This is a genomic window from Methylobacterium sp. FF17 (assembly GCF_025813715.1).
In the GTDB taxonomy this organism is placed as follows: Bacteria; Pseudomonadota; Alphaproteobacteria; order Rhizobiales; family Beijerinckiaceae; genus Methylobacterium; species Methylobacterium flocculans.
Genome location: NZ_CP107532.1, coordinates 5,296,021 through 5,315,330 on the forward strand (window position 1 = coordinate 5,296,021; position 19,310 = coordinate 5,315,330).

Annotated in this window: 16 protein-coding genes; 6 read left to right on the forward strand and 10 right to left on the reverse strand. The window is 69.0% G+C overall.

Features of this window, described 5'->3' with window-relative positions:
- Position 1: 1 nt before the first annotated feature.
- The 5 genes from OF380_RS25280 to OF380_RS25300 form a co-directional block, all read right to left on the reverse strand.
- Positions 2–577, reverse strand: a complete 576-nt coding sequence (locus tag OF380_RS25280; protein WP_264048378.1) for a hypothetical protein — start codon at positions 575–577, stop codon at positions 2–4.
- Between the two features lie 556 nt (positions 578–1,133).
- Positions 1,134–1,523: a hypothetical protein gene (locus tag OF380_RS25285; RefSeq protein ID WP_264048379.1), complete on the reverse strand. Its 390-nt coding sequence runs from the start codon at positions 1,521–1,523 to the stop codon at positions 1,134–1,136.
- 400 nt (positions 1,524–1,923) lie between these two features.
- Positions 1,924–2,415, reverse strand: coding sequence for a hypothetical protein (locus OF380_RS25290; RefSeq protein WP_264048380.1), 492 nt, complete (start codon positions 2,413–2,415; stop codon positions 1,924–1,926).
- 406 nt (positions 2,416–2,821) lie between these two features.
- Positions 2,822–4,156 carry a hypothetical protein gene (locus OF380_RS25295; protein WP_264048382.1) on the reverse strand — a complete coding sequence of 445 codons (1,335 nt, stop codon included), beginning with the start codon at positions 4,154–4,156 and terminating at the stop codon, positions 2,822–2,824.
- A gap of 178 nt (positions 4,157–4,334) precedes the next feature.
- On the reverse strand, positions 4,335–4,763 hold the full coding sequence (locus tag OF380_RS25300; protein WP_264048383.1) for a hypothetical protein: 429 nt from the start codon (positions 4,761–4,763) through the stop codon (positions 4,335–4,337).
- 1,041 nt (positions 4,764–5,804) lie between these two features.
- Between OF380_RS25300 and OF380_RS25305 the strand changes: the two genes are divergently transcribed.
- Positions 5,805–6,149: an ArsR/SmtB family transcription factor gene (locus OF380_RS25305; RefSeq protein WP_264048385.1), complete on the forward strand. Its 345-nt coding sequence runs from the start codon at positions 5,805–5,807 to the stop codon at positions 6,147–6,149.
- A gap of 614 nt (positions 6,150–6,763) precedes the next feature.
- Complete coding sequence (locus tag OF380_RS25310; protein WP_264048386.1) at positions 6,764–7,126, forward strand: hypothetical protein; 363 nt, start codon at positions 6,764–6,766, stop codon at positions 7,124–7,126.
- A gap of 121 nt (positions 7,127–7,247) precedes the next feature.
- Here the strand turns inward: OF380_RS25310 and OF380_RS25315 are convergent, their stop codons facing one another.
- Both OF380_RS25315 and OF380_RS25320 read right to left on the reverse strand, forming a co-directional pair.
- Positions 7,248–7,937 (reverse strand): Crp/Fnr family transcriptional regulator, encoded by a 690-nt coding sequence (locus OF380_RS25315; RefSeq protein ID WP_264048387.1) that lies wholly within the window; start codon positions 7,935–7,937, stop codon positions 7,248–7,250.
- Between the two features lie 559 nt (positions 7,938–8,496).
- The gene (locus OF380_RS25320) at positions 8,497–11,481 is read right to left on the reverse strand and encodes a bifunctional diguanylate cyclase/phosphodiesterase (RefSeq protein ID WP_264048388.1); all 2,985 of its coding nucleotides are present in this window, start codon (positions 11,479–11,481) and stop codon (positions 8,497–8,499) included.
- A 582-nt stretch (positions 11,482–12,063) separates the two neighbouring features.
- Between OF380_RS25320 and OF380_RS25325 the strand changes: the two genes are divergently transcribed.
- Together OF380_RS25325 and OF380_RS25330 are read left to right on the forward strand one after the other, a co-directional pair.
- Positions 12,064–12,186, forward strand: coding sequence for a hypothetical protein (locus OF380_RS25325; protein ID WP_264048389.1), 123 nt, complete (start codon positions 12,064–12,066; stop codon positions 12,184–12,186).
- Between the two features lie 26 nt (positions 12,187–12,212).
- Entirely contained in the window at positions 12,213–13,223 is a 1,011-nt protein-coding gene (locus tag OF380_RS25330) for a transporter (protein WP_264048390.1), read from the forward strand.
- Between the two features lie 184 nt (positions 13,224–13,407).
- On the opposite strand, the gene OF380_RS25335 is transcribed toward OF380_RS25330, so the two are convergent.
- The 3 genes from OF380_RS25335 to OF380_RS25345 are packed head-to-tail and all read right to left on the reverse strand — an operon-like array spanning position 13,408 to position 16,885.
- Positions 13,408–14,559: a hybrid sensor histidine kinase/response regulator gene (locus OF380_RS25335; RefSeq protein ID WP_264048391.1), complete on the reverse strand. Its 1,152-nt coding sequence runs from the start codon at positions 14,557–14,559 to the stop codon at positions 13,408–13,410.
- Between the two features lie 24 nt (positions 14,560–14,583).
- Positions 14,584–15,009: a response regulator gene (locus OF380_RS25340; RefSeq protein WP_264048392.1), complete on the reverse strand. Its 426-nt coding sequence runs from the start codon at positions 15,007–15,009 to the stop codon at positions 14,584–14,586.
- Positions 14,993–16,885 carry a CHASE3 domain-containing protein gene (locus tag OF380_RS25345; RefSeq protein ID WP_264048393.1) on the reverse strand — a complete coding sequence of 631 codons (1,893 nt, stop codon included), beginning with the start codon at positions 16,883–16,885 and terminating at the stop codon, positions 14,993–14,995. The genes OF380_RS25340 and OF380_RS25345 overlap by 17 nt, the downstream gene beginning before the upstream one ends.
- Positions 16,886–17,076: 191 nt before the next feature.
- Between OF380_RS25345 and OF380_RS25350 the strand changes: the two genes are divergently transcribed.
- Positions 17,077–17,268 (forward strand): hypothetical protein, encoded by a 192-nt coding sequence (locus OF380_RS25350; protein ID WP_264048394.1) that lies wholly within the window; start codon positions 17,077–17,079, stop codon positions 17,266–17,268.
- A gap of 223 nt (positions 17,269–17,491) precedes the next feature.
- Positions 17,492–19,243 carry a sensor histidine kinase gene (locus tag OF380_RS25355; RefSeq protein ID WP_264048395.1) on the forward strand — a complete coding sequence of 584 codons (1,752 nt, stop codon included), beginning with the start codon at positions 17,492–17,494 and terminating at the stop codon, positions 19,241–19,243.
- The last annotated feature ends 67 nt before the right edge of the window (positions 19,244–19,310 follow it).

Below are 19,310 nucleotides of genomic sequence, written 5' to 3' on the forward strand. Positions count from 1 at the left end.
GTCAGTCCTCCGAATATTGGGTCAGGCTCGGCTCCTCCCGGCCCCGGCTGAATCGCATGCCGTCGCCGACCGGCTGGTTCAGGTCGACGGCGAGGACACCCTGTCTGACCAGGGCATGGGCCTGCTCCCGCGTGAGCGTCGGGAGGATCAGCCTCATCTGCGCCAGCGTCCGCCCCTCCCCGCCGCCGAGCCCGCGCAGCAGGGGCCACAGGACATCCGGTGCCGGGGTCGGGGTGTGCCGGTCCTCGAAGATTCGCCAGACCGTCGCGTGACGCACGGGATGGCGGATGTGCCGCTCGGTGACGACGCGATAGGAATACCCAAGGCTGTTCAGCGCCGCACCGATCAGGGGCCAGCGTGCCTCGTTCTCGGGTTCGGCCGCCTCCTCCTCGAATTTCACCTCCGTGAACTCCCAACCGGCTGCCCGCACCAGGAGCAGGTCGGGCCGGTGGCGCCTTGCACGCTCGGAGGTGACGAAGCGCAGCCAAATCGGCTGCTCGACCATGCGCTCGACGGACCCATCGAGCTCTCCGTCGAGCGCGTGGTCGAATTCGAGGCCGGACGTCAGGCGAAGCACGCGACCGCCCTTCCGGCTCCTCAGACGGCTTGGCCGGCCACGACGGGCGCCCCTGGGGGAGCGTCCGATCCGGATCGTCTCCACCCCCGGCAGATCCTCCGCAAGCGCGGGGTGACATGACTCGATGCGACAGCCCGGCACCGGCACCGGCGCTACGGGGGCAGGCCAGAACCGCTCCACGGCACGGGGCGGCGTCGCCGGCAGGGGTTCCGGCGGACGCTCCCGGATGCGCGACAGCATCCAGTTGGCCAGCGCCTCGTCCGCTGGCAGAAGCGTGCCTTCGGGCTGCGGGACCCGGACATTTGGTGGCTTCGTCACGCGATGTCCTTTCAGGGGTGCGCACGGTCGCCGGCGTCGGCGCGAGCGGCCGATTCCAACACCCTAGGCGCCCGGGACGGGACCAGCGCCCGACCCGGGATGAGCGCCGAGACGCGATCCGCTATTTCCATAATTCCGGAATTATAGTGGATCGTGCCGTCGGCTGTCGATGCGCTCGGCCGGAAATCCGGCGACGAGGTGAACGGACCTGGTCGTCCGGACTCCGGATCGGGACGTGCTAGGAGGCCGCCCCTGTCGACTCCGCGATCCAAGGGACGACCGGGTACGCCGCGAAGGCCGTCGCCAGGCGCGACAGCCAGTCCCCTGGTTCGCAGTAGCCGATGCTTACGGAACGGCTGGGCCCGTCGAGCGCGACGCCGGCGCAGAAAAGATCGACATGACCGTGCTCGCCATCGCTGGACACGGTGACGACCCACTCCCGCGCCGCGGTCCACGTCGCATCGACGAGGAGGTCGTGGAAACGGCAAGCCTGCGTCCGGTTATCGTCGCAGTCGCACGTCCCGTAGGCGGCGACGAGGGTCAGGAGCCAGGCTGCGATCTGATCGGGATCCCATGGGGGTCTGGGGGCGCGGGCACGTCGGGCCGAAGGCAGGTAGATGACGGTCATGGGTGTCCTCCTTGCGGAAGAACCGATGGAAGGCCTTGCGTGGCGGCTTGACAGGGTGGTCCGGACTCCGCAGAATCCGGATTCGCCTGGATTGGCCTGCGGCTTTCCTCCGCGGACCGGCGCACACAAGTCCTGGATCGATGTCTTCCGAAATGGTGGTTCCGGGTTCGTAGGCGATGCTGGTAACGTCGCCTGATTGGATGTGCATCTTGGCTGGGCCGTGGGTCGGGGCGGCGGCTTAGGCCGACCCGATCCACGGCCGTTTCGTTCCGCGACTGGCAGGGGCCGCGCTACTCTTCCAGTGGGTCGCAGGCCGTAGGCGGGGCGCGGGACTGCGGCCTCCTGAGCTTCGTGTGCGTTGCTCTCATCGAAAGCTCCAAGTTCTCTCTCGTAAAGGTGCTTAGGGATTGTCCTCGGGCTCGGGCGGGACGCCCGCGTCGAGGGCGTACCATCTCTGGGCGATTTTCCTGTGAATTACTAGGAAATGTTTCTTAAGGCGATTTTTGGATTTCTCAGCCGCATCGATCGTATGGCCGGCGGCGATCACCACCCTGTTGATCTCGCCCCCCGACAAGCCTGTCGGTCCCGCTTCCTCAAGGGCCTTCACGATCAGCCCGGCGACACCCTTCGTCGTGTCGGGAGCCGGTAACGACTTGGTTTTGTTGCGAGGTGCCTGGCTGGGCGCAGCCGGCGTTCCGGCCGCCGATGCGGACGGCTGCTTCCAGGCCGCCAACATCGCGTCCAGCTGAGCGACCCGCACCGTCAGGGTAGCGATCTCGTCTGCGATTTTCGGCAGCTCACGTGCGCTCTCAAGGATCGCATCGAGCTTCTGCTTCTTCCGTCGCAACGCGCGAGCGTTCCTGTCCCGCTGCTGCTGAACCTCGGCGACCATGCCGTGTGCGCTCCTGGCATCATGCCTGCGGAGACCGCAGGGTCGATGAGCCGGCATAACCTGGCCGACCATGCCGGCGCAAGAACAAAGTTTCCGGTCAACCGGACTTGGTTAAGAGAGATCGGCCTGCGTTGTCGTAGTCCGGAGGACCAGGCGGCGCGAGGGGCCGTAGCCCCTGACGCGGAGGCCACATGCGCCTCATGGCATCCCTCCGGCTCCGGGCAGCCCACTTTCGCGAGGCGGCGGGCACGCGTGGTGAACGGCATGCGCCGTCCCCTCCCCGGCCCGTCGCCGCGTCCGGCGGACATCCGGCGTATCCAGACCGGACGGGTCGCGATTGTACCGGCGCCCAGGCCGGCCGATGGTGGCTAGGTCCATCCCTATGCCGCCCCTCAATTCCGTGGCTCTACGGACCCAACGCTGCGGCGGGTGCGGCTGGCGCCCGTCGCAGGATGCCGCGGCTCCGATCATCGGGCCGCGTGAAGCCGCTGTCGATGAGCGCGGTGGCAAGTGCCGTATCCCGTAGCGCCATGAAGCGGACAGCGACCCCTTCCTCGTCGGCGATCCCTACCAGCATCCCGACGAGGTCCGCGTCGATGGGTGCCCTGGAGCGCTCCGCCACGACGAGCTCGCCGTCTTCCGACCTCGACATGCTGAACGATTCCCGGCATGCGGCCGCAAGCCGGCGCATGGCCCGATGGGCGGGCGTATCGAGATAGGCGGGCGTTGAATCGTCGAGGATGGCGTCGACCTCCGCTGCGCCCGCCCGTCTGCTGGCGGCGTCGGGCCCGACCGCGTGGACAAGGTCCATCCTGCCGGTCATGACGGCGAAACCGACCGCCAGCCTCAGCGTGACCGCTCCCCGGGTCATGCATAGCCCGAGTGCGCCCTCATGGTCGTGTCCGAGGCTGCACGATGCCCGGCCAACCACCAACCCGTGATGGCGGCGGAGCAGGCGGGCGAGTTCCGGGCGGAGCCCTCCGTCGACGATGTCATGAAGGAGAGCCTCGGACAGGCGGCGCCTCCATCCTGTCCGCTCCGGATCGGCTGCCCGGCCCCCGTGGACCGGACGGGCGCAGAGGATTCCGGCCACGGTCGGCATGGAGCCTTGCTGGAAGTCGGCGGGGGGCAATCGATGGGCGGCCTCCGCCAAGCCCCCCACAAGGAGGGGGAGGACCTTCGCGAATTCGGCCCGGAGCCTGCGCGTCGCCGTGGCCAGCGCCTGCACGTGGTCCTCTTCCTCCTTGCCCGGCGGCGTCGCGGTTCGCGGCGGCGCCTCACCGACGAAGGTGTCGAGGTCGTCGAGCGCCCCCAGGATGACGGGAAGGTTGCGAAGGTAACGAAGCCCCAGGTCGACATGGCGGCGCGTCCCGTGCGCCTGCTCGGGAAGCATGCCGGCGACGCTCACGAGGACATCCGTGACGCTTCGATGGGCTTTCAGGTCAAGGTCCATGGGAAGCCTCTGGAGGACGGCCCGGTCGGCGGGGTCGCGGGACCTCGCCAGCGGGACGACGACGCCGTCCGTCCAGGCCGCACGCACGTGCTTGCGGATGGATTGGCGCAAGCCCTTCACCGTCGACGTGCGGATGCTGCGCGTCGCGACGGCGACCCGGAGGGCCTGCAGGGCTGCTTCGGCGATGGGCCTGGTGTCCGGGTGCGAGAGCATCGAGACCACTTGGCAGGCCTTCGTGAACTCTCGGAGGCGGGGATCGGCGCTCGGTTCATCGGGGCTCGGGTGCATGGCCGGAGGGACGCCTGGGATCGCTTGCGCCCGACCGTGCGGCGGCACCCGGAGGCCGGGTGCCCTGTCCATTGTGGGAGGTCGGGGGCAAGGCACAAACGTAGCGCCCCCGACCCGGGACGCCTCTTGGCGGCATTCGCCGGACGGCGGCGGTAGAAGGGACCGCCATCGTATCGGCTCAGGCCTCGGCGTCCGAACCGCAGGCGGCGCGCCATGTGTGGGCGGCTTCCATCGCGGCTTGGCGGGTGACGAGCGCCCTCCGCTCCGGGTCGCTGGCGTGACGGCGACCCCTCACGTGCTTGCAGAGCGAGGTCAAGGTCCGCGCGAAGGGCCGCTCCGCCCTTTCGTCGGCCGCCGGTCCGGGCGGAACCGCGGCCCGCAGCTCGATGCCACGGCGAGAGAGCCAGTCCGCCGTTTCCGGCGTCGACCAAAGCAGGGCGCGGTCTGTGATCACGGCGGTGCAGGCGCATGCCCATACCGTGCCCAAGGGGCCCTCCTCGACGAGCGCCGCGTCGAGCAGCGCGAGGAGATGCCCATCGCTTGGTAGGGCGTCGTACAGGCCGAGGCCTGCTGCGCGGCCGTTGGCGACATCCATCGCGACGGCCACCCACATGCTTCGTGGGCTTGACCCGTCGTCGAGAACGATCCTGGGGACTTCGCCCACGAAGAGGCGAACGGTGAGCGGGACCTGATCGGGCTGCGGCGGGAGTTCTTCTGGAGGCATCTGGCTTCTCGCGATTGCGCTCGCCCTTGCCGGGGTGGTTTGCCCGAAACCTCGCGCTCGAAGCCCCTTGCCAGGTCGTCTCGTATCTGGCAGAAAGGCGATTCGGATCGGGCTTCGGGCGCTCCACGGCGCTCTGTTGTCGGGGCCGTCGATGGCTATCTCTACGCGCTTGGCATCGGCGGCGGTTCGGTCGGGGCGCGCGATCCTGCCAGAACGCGCGTCCCCTTTTCCTGCACGTCTCGTGCGCCGGACGATGTCCAGGCGGCGTTTGGCGTGGGCGGGCCTTATCCCTTTTCATCAACTGTTCGTCAAGAACATTCGTGCAGCGGCCAGTCTTGGGTTCCTGCTTCGAGAGTTCAGGGCGTGGCGCGTCAAGGGTCATGCGACGTCAAAGGCGGAGGAAGGCACGCGCGATACTGAAGGATTGCTTCTCTTATTCTTCCAGGATCACCTATCCAGTCCTTTGGGTCTCATCAGCCCTTCACAAGGATAGCAACGTCTTTCCTTTGGTCGTGGCGGAAAAAGAATTTTTTTTCAATGGCTTGGGCGATGCGCGTCAGCCCGGTCCCACCTGCGTCCCCCCAAACATGGATCGCAGCCTGACCTTGCCCCGGTCGCCGCGGCGTTCCTCGGCGACCAGCGAGCGTCGAAGAGATCCGACCTGGCCCGGCACCGGTCTCGGAGCTATGCCGCTCGCAAGGCTTCGTCTTACTCTGGGTTCGCCGGCTTGGCGCGGAGAGCAATCCGACACCTCGCTTCCTTGCCTGCGCCGTCAGCTTCCGGCGCACGGTGCGCAGCATCGGGCAACGCTGAAGCCGGGCGCGAGGCTGGCGGATGCCCCCTTCGGCATTGCCAGGCAGGGCTGACCGGCATCAAGCCGTCGCTCGCGTTGACCGCCTCGCAACCGTCCCGCTAGATGGCTCGATGGACATCGAATTGGCGGCAAGGCGCCTCGACGCGCTTGGCAATACGACCCGGTTGCTGATCCTCCATGCGCTGCTGCGGGCCGGGGACGACGGCGTTCCGGTTCGACGATTGCAGGCGCAGGTCGGAGTGGTCCCGGCCTCGACGATGTCTCATCATCTCCGGTGCCTCGTCGCGGCCGGCCTCGTCGCCCAGGAGCGTCGGGCCACGAACTTGCTCTGTCGGGCGGACCCCGCCGCGATCCGCGGCCTTGCCGCCTTTCTCCTCTCGGGGCACGATGCCGCCGGCGGTACGCGCACCCGCTCGGCGCCTGACGAGGGCGAGCTCGCGCTACCGCCTGGCTGACGACCTGCCGGAATAGGCCCGCGGCGGCATCGGCAACGCCATTTCGTCGCGCCAAACCTACTGCACTGGGACGGGAGCGCAGCGGAACCCTGCCATGGCGCGAGTTCCAGGCCTCCGCAACCTCGTCGTGCCGATGCGCGAGGGTGCGGGGCGGCTCCGGTCCCGCGGAGCCCTCCCCCAAGAGTCCAATTGCAGGCGATCCAAGCTCGACGCTACGCGCTGGGTATGGATCCGGTCTCGTGTTCGCCCATGTTCTCGCACCGGAACCCTGTGCTGCAGGCCCGGGACGCCTCTAGTGGATGCATTCGCAGCCGTCGCCTGCTCAACCCTGCCCATGTCCCGCCTGCGTTTGGCCAGCGATGCGCACAGGTCTCCATTCAAAACGGGACGCTCCGTTCCCGCGGCCTTGGCAACGCCCCGGATCACGTTTCCCGGCGCGATCCAATCGAACCGTCCCCGAACGCCGGCGACGCGAACTGGATCGGGGAAAGCGGCGCATCCCGGGCACGGCGGCGTGCACCGTGGCGGTTCGAGGCTGCGCGGCGGCCGGTTCGTTCGGAGCGGTGCGCCCGGCGCCGCGCCATGGCCTGCGTCCCCCGGCGATGATGTGCCATGTGACGCTCACGCTCGCCCCGGGAGGCGCCCACCCCGATGGGTGTTCCGAGCGCGGCTACAGGATGGAGGCGCCGCTCGGGGACGGCGGACGCCTCGATCCCGTCCTCTGGCGCCTTGAGCGCGAACGGTGCAGGGTATGGCGCTTCTGGGCCGACGAGCCCATTCGGACCGGACGGCTCGTGTACGAGGCGGGCGCGGTGCCGATGTGGGTGATCGCGTTCGATGGGGTGACCATCGAAAGAGAGATTCGTCACCGGCTCGGGGCCTACCTGTTCGTCCTGGGCGCGCCCGTCGCGATACGCGACAGCCTGGATGGCGGGATGCGGACCTTCGTGGTGGCCGAAATCGAGCCGGGGTCCTGAGAAACCCGTGTCCCGCCGCGGTTAGCTAAGGACATCGAGGCGCGGGGCCTTGCGGTCATGCGGATGTCCGGGTCGCTTCCGTCGAAGGCGCGGAAGGATGCTCGCCGGGCGACCTCGTCCGTCATCCGGCTATCTGGAGCAACCTACGAGGTTCGAGGATGAGGATGCGGCCCCGGGCGACCCGCACGATCCCGCTCGCCTGCCAAGCGCCGAGCATCCGGCTTACCGTGAAGTAGTTGAGGTTCGTCATCTCGGCGATGTCCCTCCTCATCCCCGGCGTGGCGACCTCGATCCCGGATGCCGAGCGGCGGCCGATCTGGTCGGCGAGCTTCAGGAGGACGCTCGCGATCCGCGCCTCGGTTCCCTTGTCGGTCAGGTCCGAGACGCGGTCGACCATCTCCCTCGCGCGGTCTCCCACGATGCCGAGTGCATTCGCCGAGATGGCAGGGTACCGCTGCATCAGTTCGAGGATCCGCTGGGCTCCCCAACCCAGCGCCGTCGTCGGCCGAACGGTGCTGGCCGTGGCCGGGTACGGGGTCCGCCGGAAGACCGCGACGCAGCCGATCAGGTCACCGGGACCCATGTACCTGAGCATGGTCTGGGCGCCATCGGGATTGACCCGGGACATCTTCACCAAGCCCGTGCGAACCTGGAAGAGCTGGTCCGGCGCGTCCCCTTGGTGGAACAGCGTCGTACCCGCCTCGAACCGCCGCTGGGACGCGGCATCCAGCAGGGCGTCCGCCGCTTCCCGCTCAAGTCCCATGAACAGCGCGCCGGCCGCCTGCTTCGTCCATTGGGCCGCATGATCCATCGATTCCTCGCCTTTCCGTCCCCGTGCAAGCACACTCGAACCTTGCGCGCCGAGTTGCATCGGCTGGAGTTCTCGATGCCAACCCAAGCCACGCGATATCCTACCTTTAATTCGATGGGTCCGGGACGATCTTCGAGCACATGGGACGTGGGGCGCGGGATGGCCAGGCACCGGCACCTGTCGCAAGCCGTCACGGCCGACAGCCCTGGCCCCCGGAGGCAGCAGGGCTTCGACGATGCCGGACCTGGAACGTCGCACCTGCCCGCGACCGGGATCAGGTCATCATCCATGAACTTGGAAGCCGAGTCGCCGTACGCTCCGCCTCCGAGGGGCCCAAAGGCGATCCGGTAGCGGTAGGAAGCCGTTGACCTTGCCACCGCGGGTGCAGCTTCGACGCAGGACGATCCTAAGCGGCGAGGGCCTGCCTCCACGGGTCATGCGCCCGCTTGGATGATGCCGGGACGGGAACCCGCATTCGGTACACCCAGCACGCTCACTTGCTGCGTCCGGCCCCGGGCATCGCCGGACCATGCGGCATCGGGTTCGGCCCCGGGCGATCCTAGGCCATGGCCTGGGCGTCACGGCCGCGCAGGAGGGCGTGGACGTCGGCTTCGGGTACCGGCCGTCCGAACAGATATCCCTGGACCTCCGTGCAGCCCTCGTTGCGGACCTGTTCCAGCTGCTCCGCCGTCTCGACGCCCTCGGCGGTGACGACCGTGCCGAGGCGCGCGCCGAGGCCGACGACGGCGCGGACGATGGCCGCCGCGACCGGGTCGCCGATCTCACGGATGAAGGAGCGATCGATCTTGATCTTGTCGAACGGAAAACGCCGCAGGTAGCTCAACGACGAATACCCCGTGCCGAAATCGTCGAGGGCGATGCGTACGCCGAGCGCGCGCAACCTGTGCAGGGAGGCGACCACGGCCTCGGCGTCGGCCAGGAGGACGCTCTCGGTGATCTCAAGCTCAAGCCGGCACGGGGACAGCCCGGTGGCGGCGAGCGCCTTCACGACGCTTTGCTCAAGGCCGGGCTGGCGGAACTGGACGGCCGAGACGTTCACCGCGACCCGGCATCGCCCCGGCCATCCGGCCGCGGCGGCGCATGCCGACCTCAGGGCCCAATCCCCGAGCGGCACGATCATGCCGCTGTCCTCGGCGATGGGGATGAAGTCGGCGGGCGAGATCATCCCGCGGGTCGGGTGCCGCCAGCGCATCAAGGCCTCGAAGCCGGCGATCTCGTCGCGCGCCAGGTCGACCACCGGTTGGTAGTGCAGCGTGAACCCGCCGCGGGCCACCGCATCCCGGAGATCGATCTGGAGCAGGTTGCGCACTGCGATGGCCGCGTCCATGCCGCTGTCATGGAAGCGATAGGTGTTCCGCCCGGCCGCCTTCGCCCGGTAGAGCGCGATGTCGGCGTTCTTGAAGAGTTGGTCCGCATCCGCGCCGGCCCCTTCCCCCACGGCGATGCCGACGCTGACCCCGATGCTGGTGAGGTGCCCGTCAAGGTCGACGGGTTCGCCGACCGCATCGATCATCCGCTGCGCCACGCGGCTCGCCTCCGCGGCATCGTCGAGCCGAGCCAGGATGAGCGCGAACTCGTCGCCGCCCAGCCGGGCGACCGTATCCCCCTCACGGACCACGGACCGGAGCCGGTCGGAGACGATGCGCAGGAGTCCGTCGCCCGCCGGGTGCCCGAGCGCATCGTTGACCGCCTTGAAGGCGTCGAGATCCGCGACCAGCACGGCGAAGGGGCTGCCCTGCCCCGCCGAATGCCGGATCTCCTGGTCGAGCCGGGAGCGGAACAGGGCGCGGTTCGGCAGCCCGGTGAGCGCGTCGTGCAGCGCCATGTGCTCGATGCGACGTTCCGCATCCTTGCGGCGCGTGATGTCGATCTGGGTACCCACCACGCGAAGCGGGCGACCGTCCCCCGCGTCGTGGACGACGCGACCGCGCGCCAGCACCCAGAGGAAGGTGCCGTCGCGTTTCCGGAGGCGGTACTCGCACTCGTAGAGGGGAGCTAGGCCAGCCAGGTGGTCCCGCATCAGACCGGCGGCGAGCCGCACGTCGTCGGGATGGACGATCCGGCGCCAGCTCCTCAGGTCCACGCGAGGCCGCTCCGCCCCGTGCCCGAGCATCTTGTGCCAACGGTTGGAGACCCACGCTTCGCCCGTGGCGAGGTTCCAGTCCCACAGGACGTCGTCACCGCTGTCGAGGGCGAGTGCTAGCCGCTCCTCGCTGACGCGAAGCCGAGCCTCGCTTCGACGCAGCGCCTCCTCGGATTCCCGGCGCGCCGTCACGTCGAGGTGCAGCCCGACGATGCGTGTCGGCTCACCGGACGCCGGGTCGGTCACCACGTGCCCGAAGGCCTGTATCCACCGGTGACCGCCTCCGTCGCCGAGTGGGCGGAGAACCCTGAACTCGGTCGTGAACGTCTGCCGCCGCTCAAGCGCCCGGGCGACCGCCGCCCAGACGGCGGGCAGGTCGTCCGGGTGCACGCCCCGTTCCCATTCCTCGGCCGTTACCTCGACGGCGCCGTCGTCGAGGCTCGCGAACCCGTACAGGCTGGCGGACCTCGGGGAATGCCGCGCCACGCGGCGGTGCACGTCCCAGTCCCAGATCGCGGCGCCCGCCGAGTCCTGCGCCAGGCGCAGCAGCTCGGTCGTCTCCTCCAGCTTGGCGCGGGCAGTGACGATGTCGTCAATGTCCAGCGCCGTGCCAAGCCACTCGGTCACCGCACCGTCCCGGCGGATGGGGATGACGACGACCTTGTGCCAGCGGAAGGTTCCGTCATGGCGCCTCAGCCGGCCCTCGACGTCGTAGGCACGCTCCTCCGCCACCGCCCTTTCCCACGCCTCCGCCATGCGGGCGGCGTCGTCGGGATGGTTCCGCGCGACCCGCTCCGCCTGCCCTGATCCTATCGGACCGTAGAAGCTGCGGAACTGCAGGTTGGAATACAGCGCGCGGCGGTCGGTCGCGTTCGTCACCCACACCATCTGCGGCAGCGCATCGGCCAAGGCCCGGTAACGGGCCTCGCTCTCCGCGAGCCGTTCGCCTGCGCTGCGGCGGGCCTCCATCTCCGACTCGTGCCCGATCCGCGCCTCATGGAGCCTGATGAGGGAGGTCACGACGTCGGCGAGGTCGCGCAGCTGCGCGACCTGTGCCGGGACAAGGGAGCGGGGTTCGGTGTCGATGACGCAGAGGGTGCCGATACGGATGTCATCGCTGAGGATGAGTGGCGCGCCCGCGTAGAACCGGATGCCGGGATGGCCCGTCACGAGGGGATTGGCGGAAAAGCGCGCGTCCCGCGTGGCGTCCTCGACCAGCAGCACCTCGTCCGCCAGGATGGCATGCGAGCAGAAGGACACGTCGCGGGTGGTCTCCCGGGCCTCCAGTCCGCAGGACGCCTTGAACCATTGACGGTCGTCGTCCACGAGCGACACCAGGGCCATGGGAGCCGAGAACAGGGCTGCCGCCGTTCGGCAGATGGTATCGAACTGGGCTTCGGGCGGGGTGTCCAGGATGCGCAGCTCGCGCAACGCGGCCAAGCGTTCCTTCTCCCTTGGATGGGGCGAGATCATCACGTTCCTCGGTCTCGGAAGCTGAGCGCAGTGCCGGACGCGCGACGCTAAGATGCAATGGTTAACCGGTAACGACGCCGTGATCCGAATTCATGGTCCGACCGTGCCCCTGAATGGATTCGGAAACATGGGCAGGTCACCGACACGGGCATCCGCGGTCACTGAACGCACGACGGTGGATCCCTGTACGGTCGCGCGGTCTCGGTTAAGGGCTACCCTGGGGCGCCCCGGCGTCAGGTCAGATGTCGGCCCCCGGGAACGTAGGCTCATACGTCATCTTCATCGTCGGCAGGGCGAACCGATCTTCGTCGGCTGCGCCGAGGGACCAAGCCGCTTCGCGATCCACGAGCGCACCCATGCCTTCGTGACACCCTGGCCCTCCCCGGGAGCCGCGACCGTCGGGATATTACATCGGCGTCGCGGGAGCGCCGGCCGGACCGGTCGACACCGCATCGCCGAAGGCGTCGCGCTTCCGCCCAGGGCGGCACGAGGCGCCCCGCATTTCCGTGCACCGATTGCTCGGTCCCACGGATCCGACGGCAACGAACCGTGGCCGTCGGCGTTGAGGGAGCCAACCTCGATGGGAAACCCATGACCCTGCTCGCCTTCCTCCTCGCCGGCAACCTTGCCATCGCGGCAGCCTTCTCCCTCGTGGCGGTGGTGACGGACTGAAACCCCATCCGGCGTTCGGAGGTCCCATGCCCCTACCGACCGATGCCACGGCGCTGCCCGGCCTTCTCTGGGCCATGTCCTTCGATGACCAGGGCCGCGGCAGCGCCATCCCCTCCGGCGAGGTGCCGGTGGACCTCGATGCCTTCGGCGGGAGCTTCGTCTGGCTGCATTTCGACCTCGGTGCGGCGGACATCGCGTCCCTGATCGACCAGGGTCGAATCGCGCCGCGGGCCCTCGCTGCGGCGGCCTTCGGGCAGGACGAACACCAGCGCGTCACGGTCGAGGACGGCCATGTGGCCGGCGTCGTGGCCGACCTTACACGCGCCGGAGCCAAACCGGACGCCTCCGGGCGGCTGCACTTCGTCATGGGTCCGCGTTCCCTCGTGAGCGGACGTCGCCGCCCGGTCGAGAGCCCGGACGCCACGCGCACCAAGGCCGAGAACGGCGCGCCGATCCCCTCGCCCGTGCTCCTTCTGGAGACGATGGTCGGCTGCGTGGCGGCTTCGATGGCCGCGACCGGACAGCGGCTTTCCGACGACCTGGATGCCATCGAGGATCACGTCCTCGACGGCCGTTCGGGAGACGACCGGCGTCGCCTCGGTCCGATTCGGCGTAGCGCGGTCCGCCTCCATCGGCAGCTCGTCGGGCTAGCGGCGGTCTTCCACCGGATGGAGGCCGACGATGCGACGCAGCACCTCCACGGCCCCGCCGTCGCCGTCGCGGCGCGCATCGCCCAGCGCCTCGACGCGCTGGACCGCGACGTCGGCCTGCTCGCCGACCGTGCAAGGCTCCTGCAGGACGAGGTCGCGGCGCATCTGGCCGAGGAAAGCAACCGCCAGCTCTACGTGCTCTCAGTTCTCTCGGCCCTGTTCCTACCGCCCACCTTCCTCACGGGCGTGTTCGGCATGAACGTGAAGGGATTGCCGCTGTCCGACGATCCGAACGGTTTCCTGACGGTGATGGGCCTGTCGCTCGCCTCGGCGGCCGGCACCTACGGGATCATGCGGTTCCTCGGCATCCGGTCACCCGGTGGGTAGGCGTGCCCCTTCCCGGATCGAAGGCCGCGTGCCCATCTCCGACCATCAGAGGCGACCGTCAACGTCCATCCTGCGCTCCGCAGGACCGAACTGCCGGCGCGGGTGTCAGGCTCGTACGTGATGTCGCCGATGGCGAACCCATCGCCGGACATGGCTCTGCCCAACTCGCCGGGTTAGCTCTGAGTCAGGAAGCCATGTCCTGCTCCGGCACGGCCGCCGCCGGCAGTCCGAGGCTGAAGGTGGTGCCAAGCCCGGGAACGCTTTCCACCGCGAGGGTGCCTCCCTGGCGCTCCACGAGGTCGCGGCAGAGCAGGAGTCCCAGGCCGCTGCCGCGCTCGCCCGCCGTGCCGTTCGTGGTGACGCGTCGGTCGAGCCTGAACAGGTCCGCCACCTTGTCGGCCGGCATGCCGACGCCGGTGTCCGAAACGACGACGCTGACCTGACCGCCCGAGCGAAGCGCCGTCACCGTCACGGCTCCGCCCGGTCGGGTGAACTTCACGGCGTTGCCGACGAGGTTGCGAAGGACCGCCGCCAACATGTCGCAGTGGGCTTCCACGTAGGCTCCGGCGCAATCCGACGTGAGGGCGATGCCCTTGCCGGCTGCCGCTTCCGCCGCGCCTCCCAGGACGCCATCCACGACGGCGCACAGGTCGACCCGGCGGATCGTCACCGCGACGGTGTCCATCTGCAGGCTCGCCCAGGCAAACAGGCCCTCCATCAGGTCGTAGGCCTGGCTCGCCGCCTCCTGGATGCCCTGTGCGCGCCGCTCGACGGTGACGTGATCACGCTCGGCCACGGCTTGGCTCAGGACGGTCGACAAGCCCAGGAGCGCCTGGAAGGGATTGCGCAGGTCGTGGGCGATGATCGAGAACAGGAGTGACTTCTGCTTGTTCAGCGTGTCGAGTTCCTGCGACTTCGCCTCGGCCTCGCGCCGGGCGGTGCTCAGTTCGGCCAGGAACTCGCGGCGTGCCTTGGCATAGCGGATCGCCCGCGCAAGGCTCGAAGGGGTCGCCTCGGCCTTGGCGAGGTAATCGAGGGCGCCCGCCCGCATCAGCCGGAAGGCGACGTCCGGGTCGTCCTCGCCCGTCAGCATCAGCACCGCCTGGTTGCCGCCGGCCTGCGAGAGGAGCGAGGCCAGGAGCTCGAAGGTGTCGACGTCGGGTAGGCGGTAATCCAGCAGCACGCAGTCGAACGCCCGCTCCTCCGCAATCCTGAGCCCGGTGGTGCCGTCAGACGCCTCCGTGAGCTCGTGGGCAAGCCCTGACTTCGCCAGCGCCCGGCGCACGGCGGTACGGTCGACCTGGTCGTCGTCGATGAGAAGGATGCGGGTCGGCATCGGCAGTCCGGTTCCGAAAAAAGGCTACTCGGGGAACTCGACGATCTTCCAGTAGTGCTCCAGCAGCGACACCGCCTGCATGAAGGTGTTGGCCGGGTCCTGCTTGACGATGTAGCCGGCCACGTGGTGCCCGTAGGCCCGTGCCTTGTCCTCCTCGGCCTTCGAGGTGGTGACCATGAACACGAGCGCGCTCTTCAGGTCCTCGTCGGCCCGCAGCGCCTCCAGGAACTCGATGCCGTTCATGCGCGGCATGTTGAGGTCGAGCAGGATCAGGTGCGGCTTGGCGAGCTTGGTCCTGCCGTTCTCGCCGCGCAGGATCTCCAGCGCCTCGATCCCGTCGCGCGCCACCGTGATGGGGTTGGCGATCTTGCTCTTGTTGAAGGCGCGCCTGAGTCCCTGCACGTCGACCTCGTCGTCGTCGACGAGGAGCAGGTTAACGGTCGGTGCCATCGGCGATTTCCTTCGTGCCATCGGGCCAGGTGAAATGGACCGAGAGGCCTCGCCCGTCCCTGCCGTCGCTCAGCCATATCCTGCCGCCCTGGCGCTCGACCAGCTTCTTGACGATGGCAAGGCCCATGCCGCTGCCCTCGACCTCGTCGCGGGGCTTCAGCGTCTGGAACATGCCGAATACCCGTTCACGGAACTGCTCGGGAATGCCGGCGCCATCGTCGGTGACGGTGAACTCCACCATATCGTCCGCTGGGTGAGCATCGACCCGGACATGTCCATCGGCTGGATGGTCGTGATGTTTGATCGCGTTGCCGATGAGGTTCTGGAACGCCTGGGTCAAGGGTGCACGGGCGGCATCCAGGGTCGGCAGGCGCTCCGATGCCTCGATGACGAAGCCGTCGGGTGGGCTGACGAGGGCGGCGAGCTCCTCGACCAGCGCCTTGGTGTCCACCGGCTCGGTGGCGACGTCGCCGCGTCCTGCCCGCGAGTACGCCAAAAGATCGTCGAGCAGGCTCTCAAGGCGCCGGACCCGGCTCTTGAGCAGGTCCATGTTCGTCCGGGTGTCGGCGTTGAGGACCTCCTCCAGGTCTTCCTCGATCCAGGTCACCAGGTTCTCGATCCCGCGCAGCGGCGCCTTGAGGTCGTGGGAGGCCACGTAGGCGAACTGCTCCAGTTCCTCGTTGGTACGGCGAAGGTCGCGGGCGTGCAGGGCGAGGCGCCGTTCCAAGCCCTTGCGCTCGGTGATGTCGGTCAGGAGCGTGACGACCCCGAGCACGGCGCCATCGGGTCCGAGGTGAGGCCGATAGAACCCTTCCACGACCCGCCGGTCGGCGCCGCGTCGGGCGAGGCGATGCTCGAAGCGGGTCTCGGTCCCGGCGAAGGCGGTCTCCAGTTCGCGCCCCGTGCCCGGGAAGGGCTCGCTCGCGAAGACCTGGGCCAGGGGACGGCCGTCGACCTGGGTCACGTCCTCGACCTGAAGGTCGAACCAGCGCTCGAACTCGCCGTTCAGGAAGCCGACCCGCCGTTGCGCATCGATATAGCCGACCATGGCAGGGAGCGTATCGGCGGTCGCACGCAGGAGAGAGGTCCGATTGACTTCGATCAGGCCGTCCTTGAACACGAGGACCGCACGCGCCATAGCCCCGACCTCGTCGCGCTGGCGGGTGCCTGGCACCTCGGTCGAAAGGTCGTGCCGGGCGAGGCGACGCATCGCTTCCGCGAGCCGAACGAGAGGAGCCACGATCCTGCGCCGGATGGCGAGGCCGACGATGGCGCAGATCAGGAGGGTCAGAATGGCACCGCCCCACGAAACGGTGGCGGCGTTTCGCCGTGCTCCGTCGAGCCTGCCGCCCTGGATCTCGCGAAGCCGTTCCTCCCCCCCCTGGATGGAGTCGAGCTTGGTCCGGAAGGTATCGAAGTAGGCCTTGCCGGTGCCGCTGGCCTCGATTCCGGCCGCGTCCGAACGGCGCGCCGGATCGGCCATGCCGCGGACGACGGCCTCGCCGACCTCGTCCTGCCAGGCCCGCGCCGCCTGTTCCGCCTCGGCGAGCCAACCGAGGCGCATGGGGTCGTCGCCTATCAGGGCGCGAAGCTCCCGGCTGGCTGCCTCGAAGGCCGGCCTTCCCTGGCGATAGGGGTCGAGGCTGTCCTCGCGCCCGGTGAGCAGGTAGCCGCGCAGCCCGGTCTCCTGGTTCAGCATGGCGATGCGCAGCGCGTAGAGCGAGCGAAGGACGAGGTTGGAGCGCCCACGGGCGTCGATGGCGGCCTGGAGCTGGGCCAGGGAAACGAGGACGGCGCCGCTGCCGAGCACCGCAACGAGCGCGATGATGCCGATGGCTCCGCCGAGCGAGCGGTTCAGGCCGAAGGTCTTCGTCATGCCGCGAGGGTTCCGGGGGGCAGCGCGAAAGGATGGCGCGGGAAATACCACGGAAACCATCATCCGTGTCCGGCCCGAGCCCGAATGGCCCAGCTGAAACCATTCCGCGTCGGCTGGATTGACGCTTCGCTCCTGTCACAGATCAATCGGCGGGCGAGGCGCCGAAAAGGCTCCCGTCCCGGAGATGCCCCATGCGCGATTGCAACGTCCGCCCTCCGGCCGACCCCGAGGCTCTCGGCGGCCCCGCCATGCACGGGATCGCGCAGGGCTTCGCCGAACTCTACGACGACTTCGGCACAGCGCAGATCCCGGAACGGTGGGAGCGCCTGGTCGATGCCATCGCGGGTCGCCTTGGCGAGGCCAGGGCCGACGAACGGGATTGATGGGGGTCCGCCCTGCCCGATGAGCGTCGGATCGCATGGCGTCGGCGGATGCCAATGCGTGCGAAGGACGTTATGCAGGGGTTAGGATGTCGACGGTTCCGAATCGGGCGGCGGGAAGGTCCCGGTGCACGGTCCCGTTTTCCCGCGCATGGAGGTTCGACGGCACGGCGTGGAAAGCGTCCGTGTCGCGGGCAGGGAGACAAGGGCTGGTGTTGATCCCTGAATGTCGCTGACCAAAAGGATCGTGGGCCTCGTCGCGCTGGCGCTTGTGCCCGCCCTCGCCATCCAGGGCTACAACGAGTACGCGCTCCGGAGCGCTCGCACCGACGCCGTGCGCGGCGAGGCGATGCGCGCCGCCCGAGGCGTCGCCGCGGACCTCGCCCAGTTCGGGCGCGGCACCCGCCAAGTCCTCGGCATCCTCTCCGAAGTCCCCGAGATCCGCGACAAGGACACCCCGTCCTGCACCGCCTACCTCAAGACCCTGCTCGGCAAGGTGCCGGGTGCCTTCTTCTTCGGGGTGGCGGATGCGGACGGGAGCATCGTCTGCAACACGCTCGGCTCCCCACGCGGCGCCTACTCCCTGGGCGACCGGGAATACTTCCGGGACGCGATGAGAACCGGCGGGTTCGCGGTCGGGAGGCTCGTCACCGGACGGATCACCGGCATACCGACCGTGCAGTTCGCCCAAGCCGTGCCGGGCACGGCGGGCCGTCCGGAGGGCGTGGTCGTGGCAAGCATCGACCTCGCCTACCTCGCCGAACAGCAAGCGCGGGTCGGGTTGCCGCCGGACGCCACCCTGACCGTCGCCGACCGGCATGGGACCATCATGATCAGGGTTCCGGACCATGGGGACTGGGTCGGCAAGCCCATCCCGGCGGACCTTTGGTCGACCTGGTCGGCGAATCGAGGGAAGGTCACCGACCTGCCGGGCCTGCGGGGCAACCTGCGCATCACCGGCATCGCGCCCGCGACGCCGGACGATCTCGATTCCGTCACGGTCGCCGTCGGCCTCCTACCCGAAACGGCGTTCGCTGACATCGATGCGGCGACCCGGCGCGGCGTGGTCTTGATCGGCCTCGGTGCCTTGCTGGCCTTGGTGGCGGCCCTGCTGGCGGGGCGCGCCTTCATCCGCAGGCCGGTGCGTCGCCTGCTGCAGGCGGCTTCGGCCTGGCGGATGGGGGACCTCGGCGCCCGGACCGGCATCTCGGGGTCGTCCGAGTTCGGCCAGCTCGGCGAGGCCTTCGACGCCATGGCGGTCGCGTTGCTGAAGCACGAAGGCGAGTTGCGGGCCGAGATCTCGCGCAGCCACGTCCTCCAGGAGCGTCAGACCATGATGCTGCATGAGCTCAACCACAGGGTCCGCAACACCCTCGCCACCGTGCAATCGCTGGCCCGGCAGGCGCATCGAAGCGACGGGACGGGCGGGCGGCTGGAGGGGCGCATCATCTCCCTGTCCAAGAGCCACGACCTGCTCTCGCGGGACGACTGGACCGGCGCCCCGCTTCGCACGGTGCTGGAGAACGAACTGGCGCCCTTCCGGGACGACCGGCACGACCGCTTCCGGCTGGACGGCCCCGACATGGAACTGCCGCCCCGGTATGTCCTGGCACTCGGCATGACGCTGCATGAGCTCACGACGAACGCCGCCAAGTACGGCGCGCTCTCCGTCGGTACCGGACGCGTGGACATCGCCTGGCGCATCACGACGGGCGAGAGCGGCTCGCGGCGGCTCTCGATGGAATGGCGGGAAAGCGGGGGGCCCGCAATCGTCGAGCCATTCCGGCGTGGCTATGGCACGCGGCTGATCCAGGGAGGCGTCGGCCACGAGCTCGGCGGCACGGTGCGCCTCGACTTCGATGCCGCCGGGCTGCACTGCATCCTGGACGTGCCCCTCGACGAACAGGACCGCTTCACCTCGTTCCATCAGGCCAAGGTCCCGTTCCCCGGGACCCGGCCATCGGCGAACGGCCGGTGAGGCCCGCCGCACCCCGTCGCGCCCGTCACGGACCCGGCCTTGCGGGACAGGACCCGGCCCGAGGGCG

Bases quoted from the DNA above. Each gene is read 5' to 3' on its own strand.
- OF380_RS25290 (WP_264048380.1), bottom strand. From the start codon at position 2,415: ATGGTCGCCGAGGTTCAGCAGCAGCGGGACAGGAACGCTCGCGCGTTG.
- OF380_RS25305 (WP_264048385.1), top strand. From the start codon at position 5,805: ATGGACATCGAATTGGCGGCAAGGCGCCTCGACGCGCTTGGCAATACG.
- OF380_RS25315 (WP_264048387.1), bottom strand. From the start codon at position 7,937: ATGGATCATGCGGCCCAATGGACGAAGCAGGCGGCCGGCGCGCTGTTC.
- OF380_RS25285 (WP_264048379.1), bottom strand. From the start codon at position 1,523: ATGACCGTCATCTACCTGCCTTCGGCCCGACGTGCCCGCGCCCCCAGA.
- OF380_RS25345 (WP_264048393.1), bottom strand. From the start codon at position 16,885: ATGACGAAGACCTTCGGCCTGAACCGCTCGCTCGGCGGAGCCATCGGC.
- OF380_RS25295 (WP_264048382.1), bottom strand. From the start codon at position 4,156: ATGCACCCGAGCCCCGATGAACCGAGCGCCGATCCCCGCCTCCGAGAG.
- OF380_RS25330 (WP_264048390.1), top strand. From the start codon at position 12,213: ATGCCCCTACCGACCGATGCCACGGCGCTGCCCGGCCTTCTCTGGGCC.
- OF380_RS25350 (WP_264048394.1), top strand. From the start codon at position 17,077: ATGCGCGATTGCAACGTCCGCCCTCCGGCCGACCCCGAGGCTCTCGGC.
- OF380_RS25335 (WP_264048391.1), bottom strand. From the start codon at position 14,559: ATGCCGACCCGCATCCTTCTCATCGACGACGACCAGGTCGACCGTACC.
- OF380_RS25355 (WP_264048395.1), top strand. From the start codon at position 17,492: ATGTCGCTGACCAAAAGGATCGTGGGCCTCGTCGCGCTGGCGCTTGTG.
- OF380_RS25340 (WP_264048392.1), bottom strand. From the start codon at position 15,009: ATGGCACCGACCGTTAACCTGCTCCTCGTCGACGACGACGAGGTCGAC.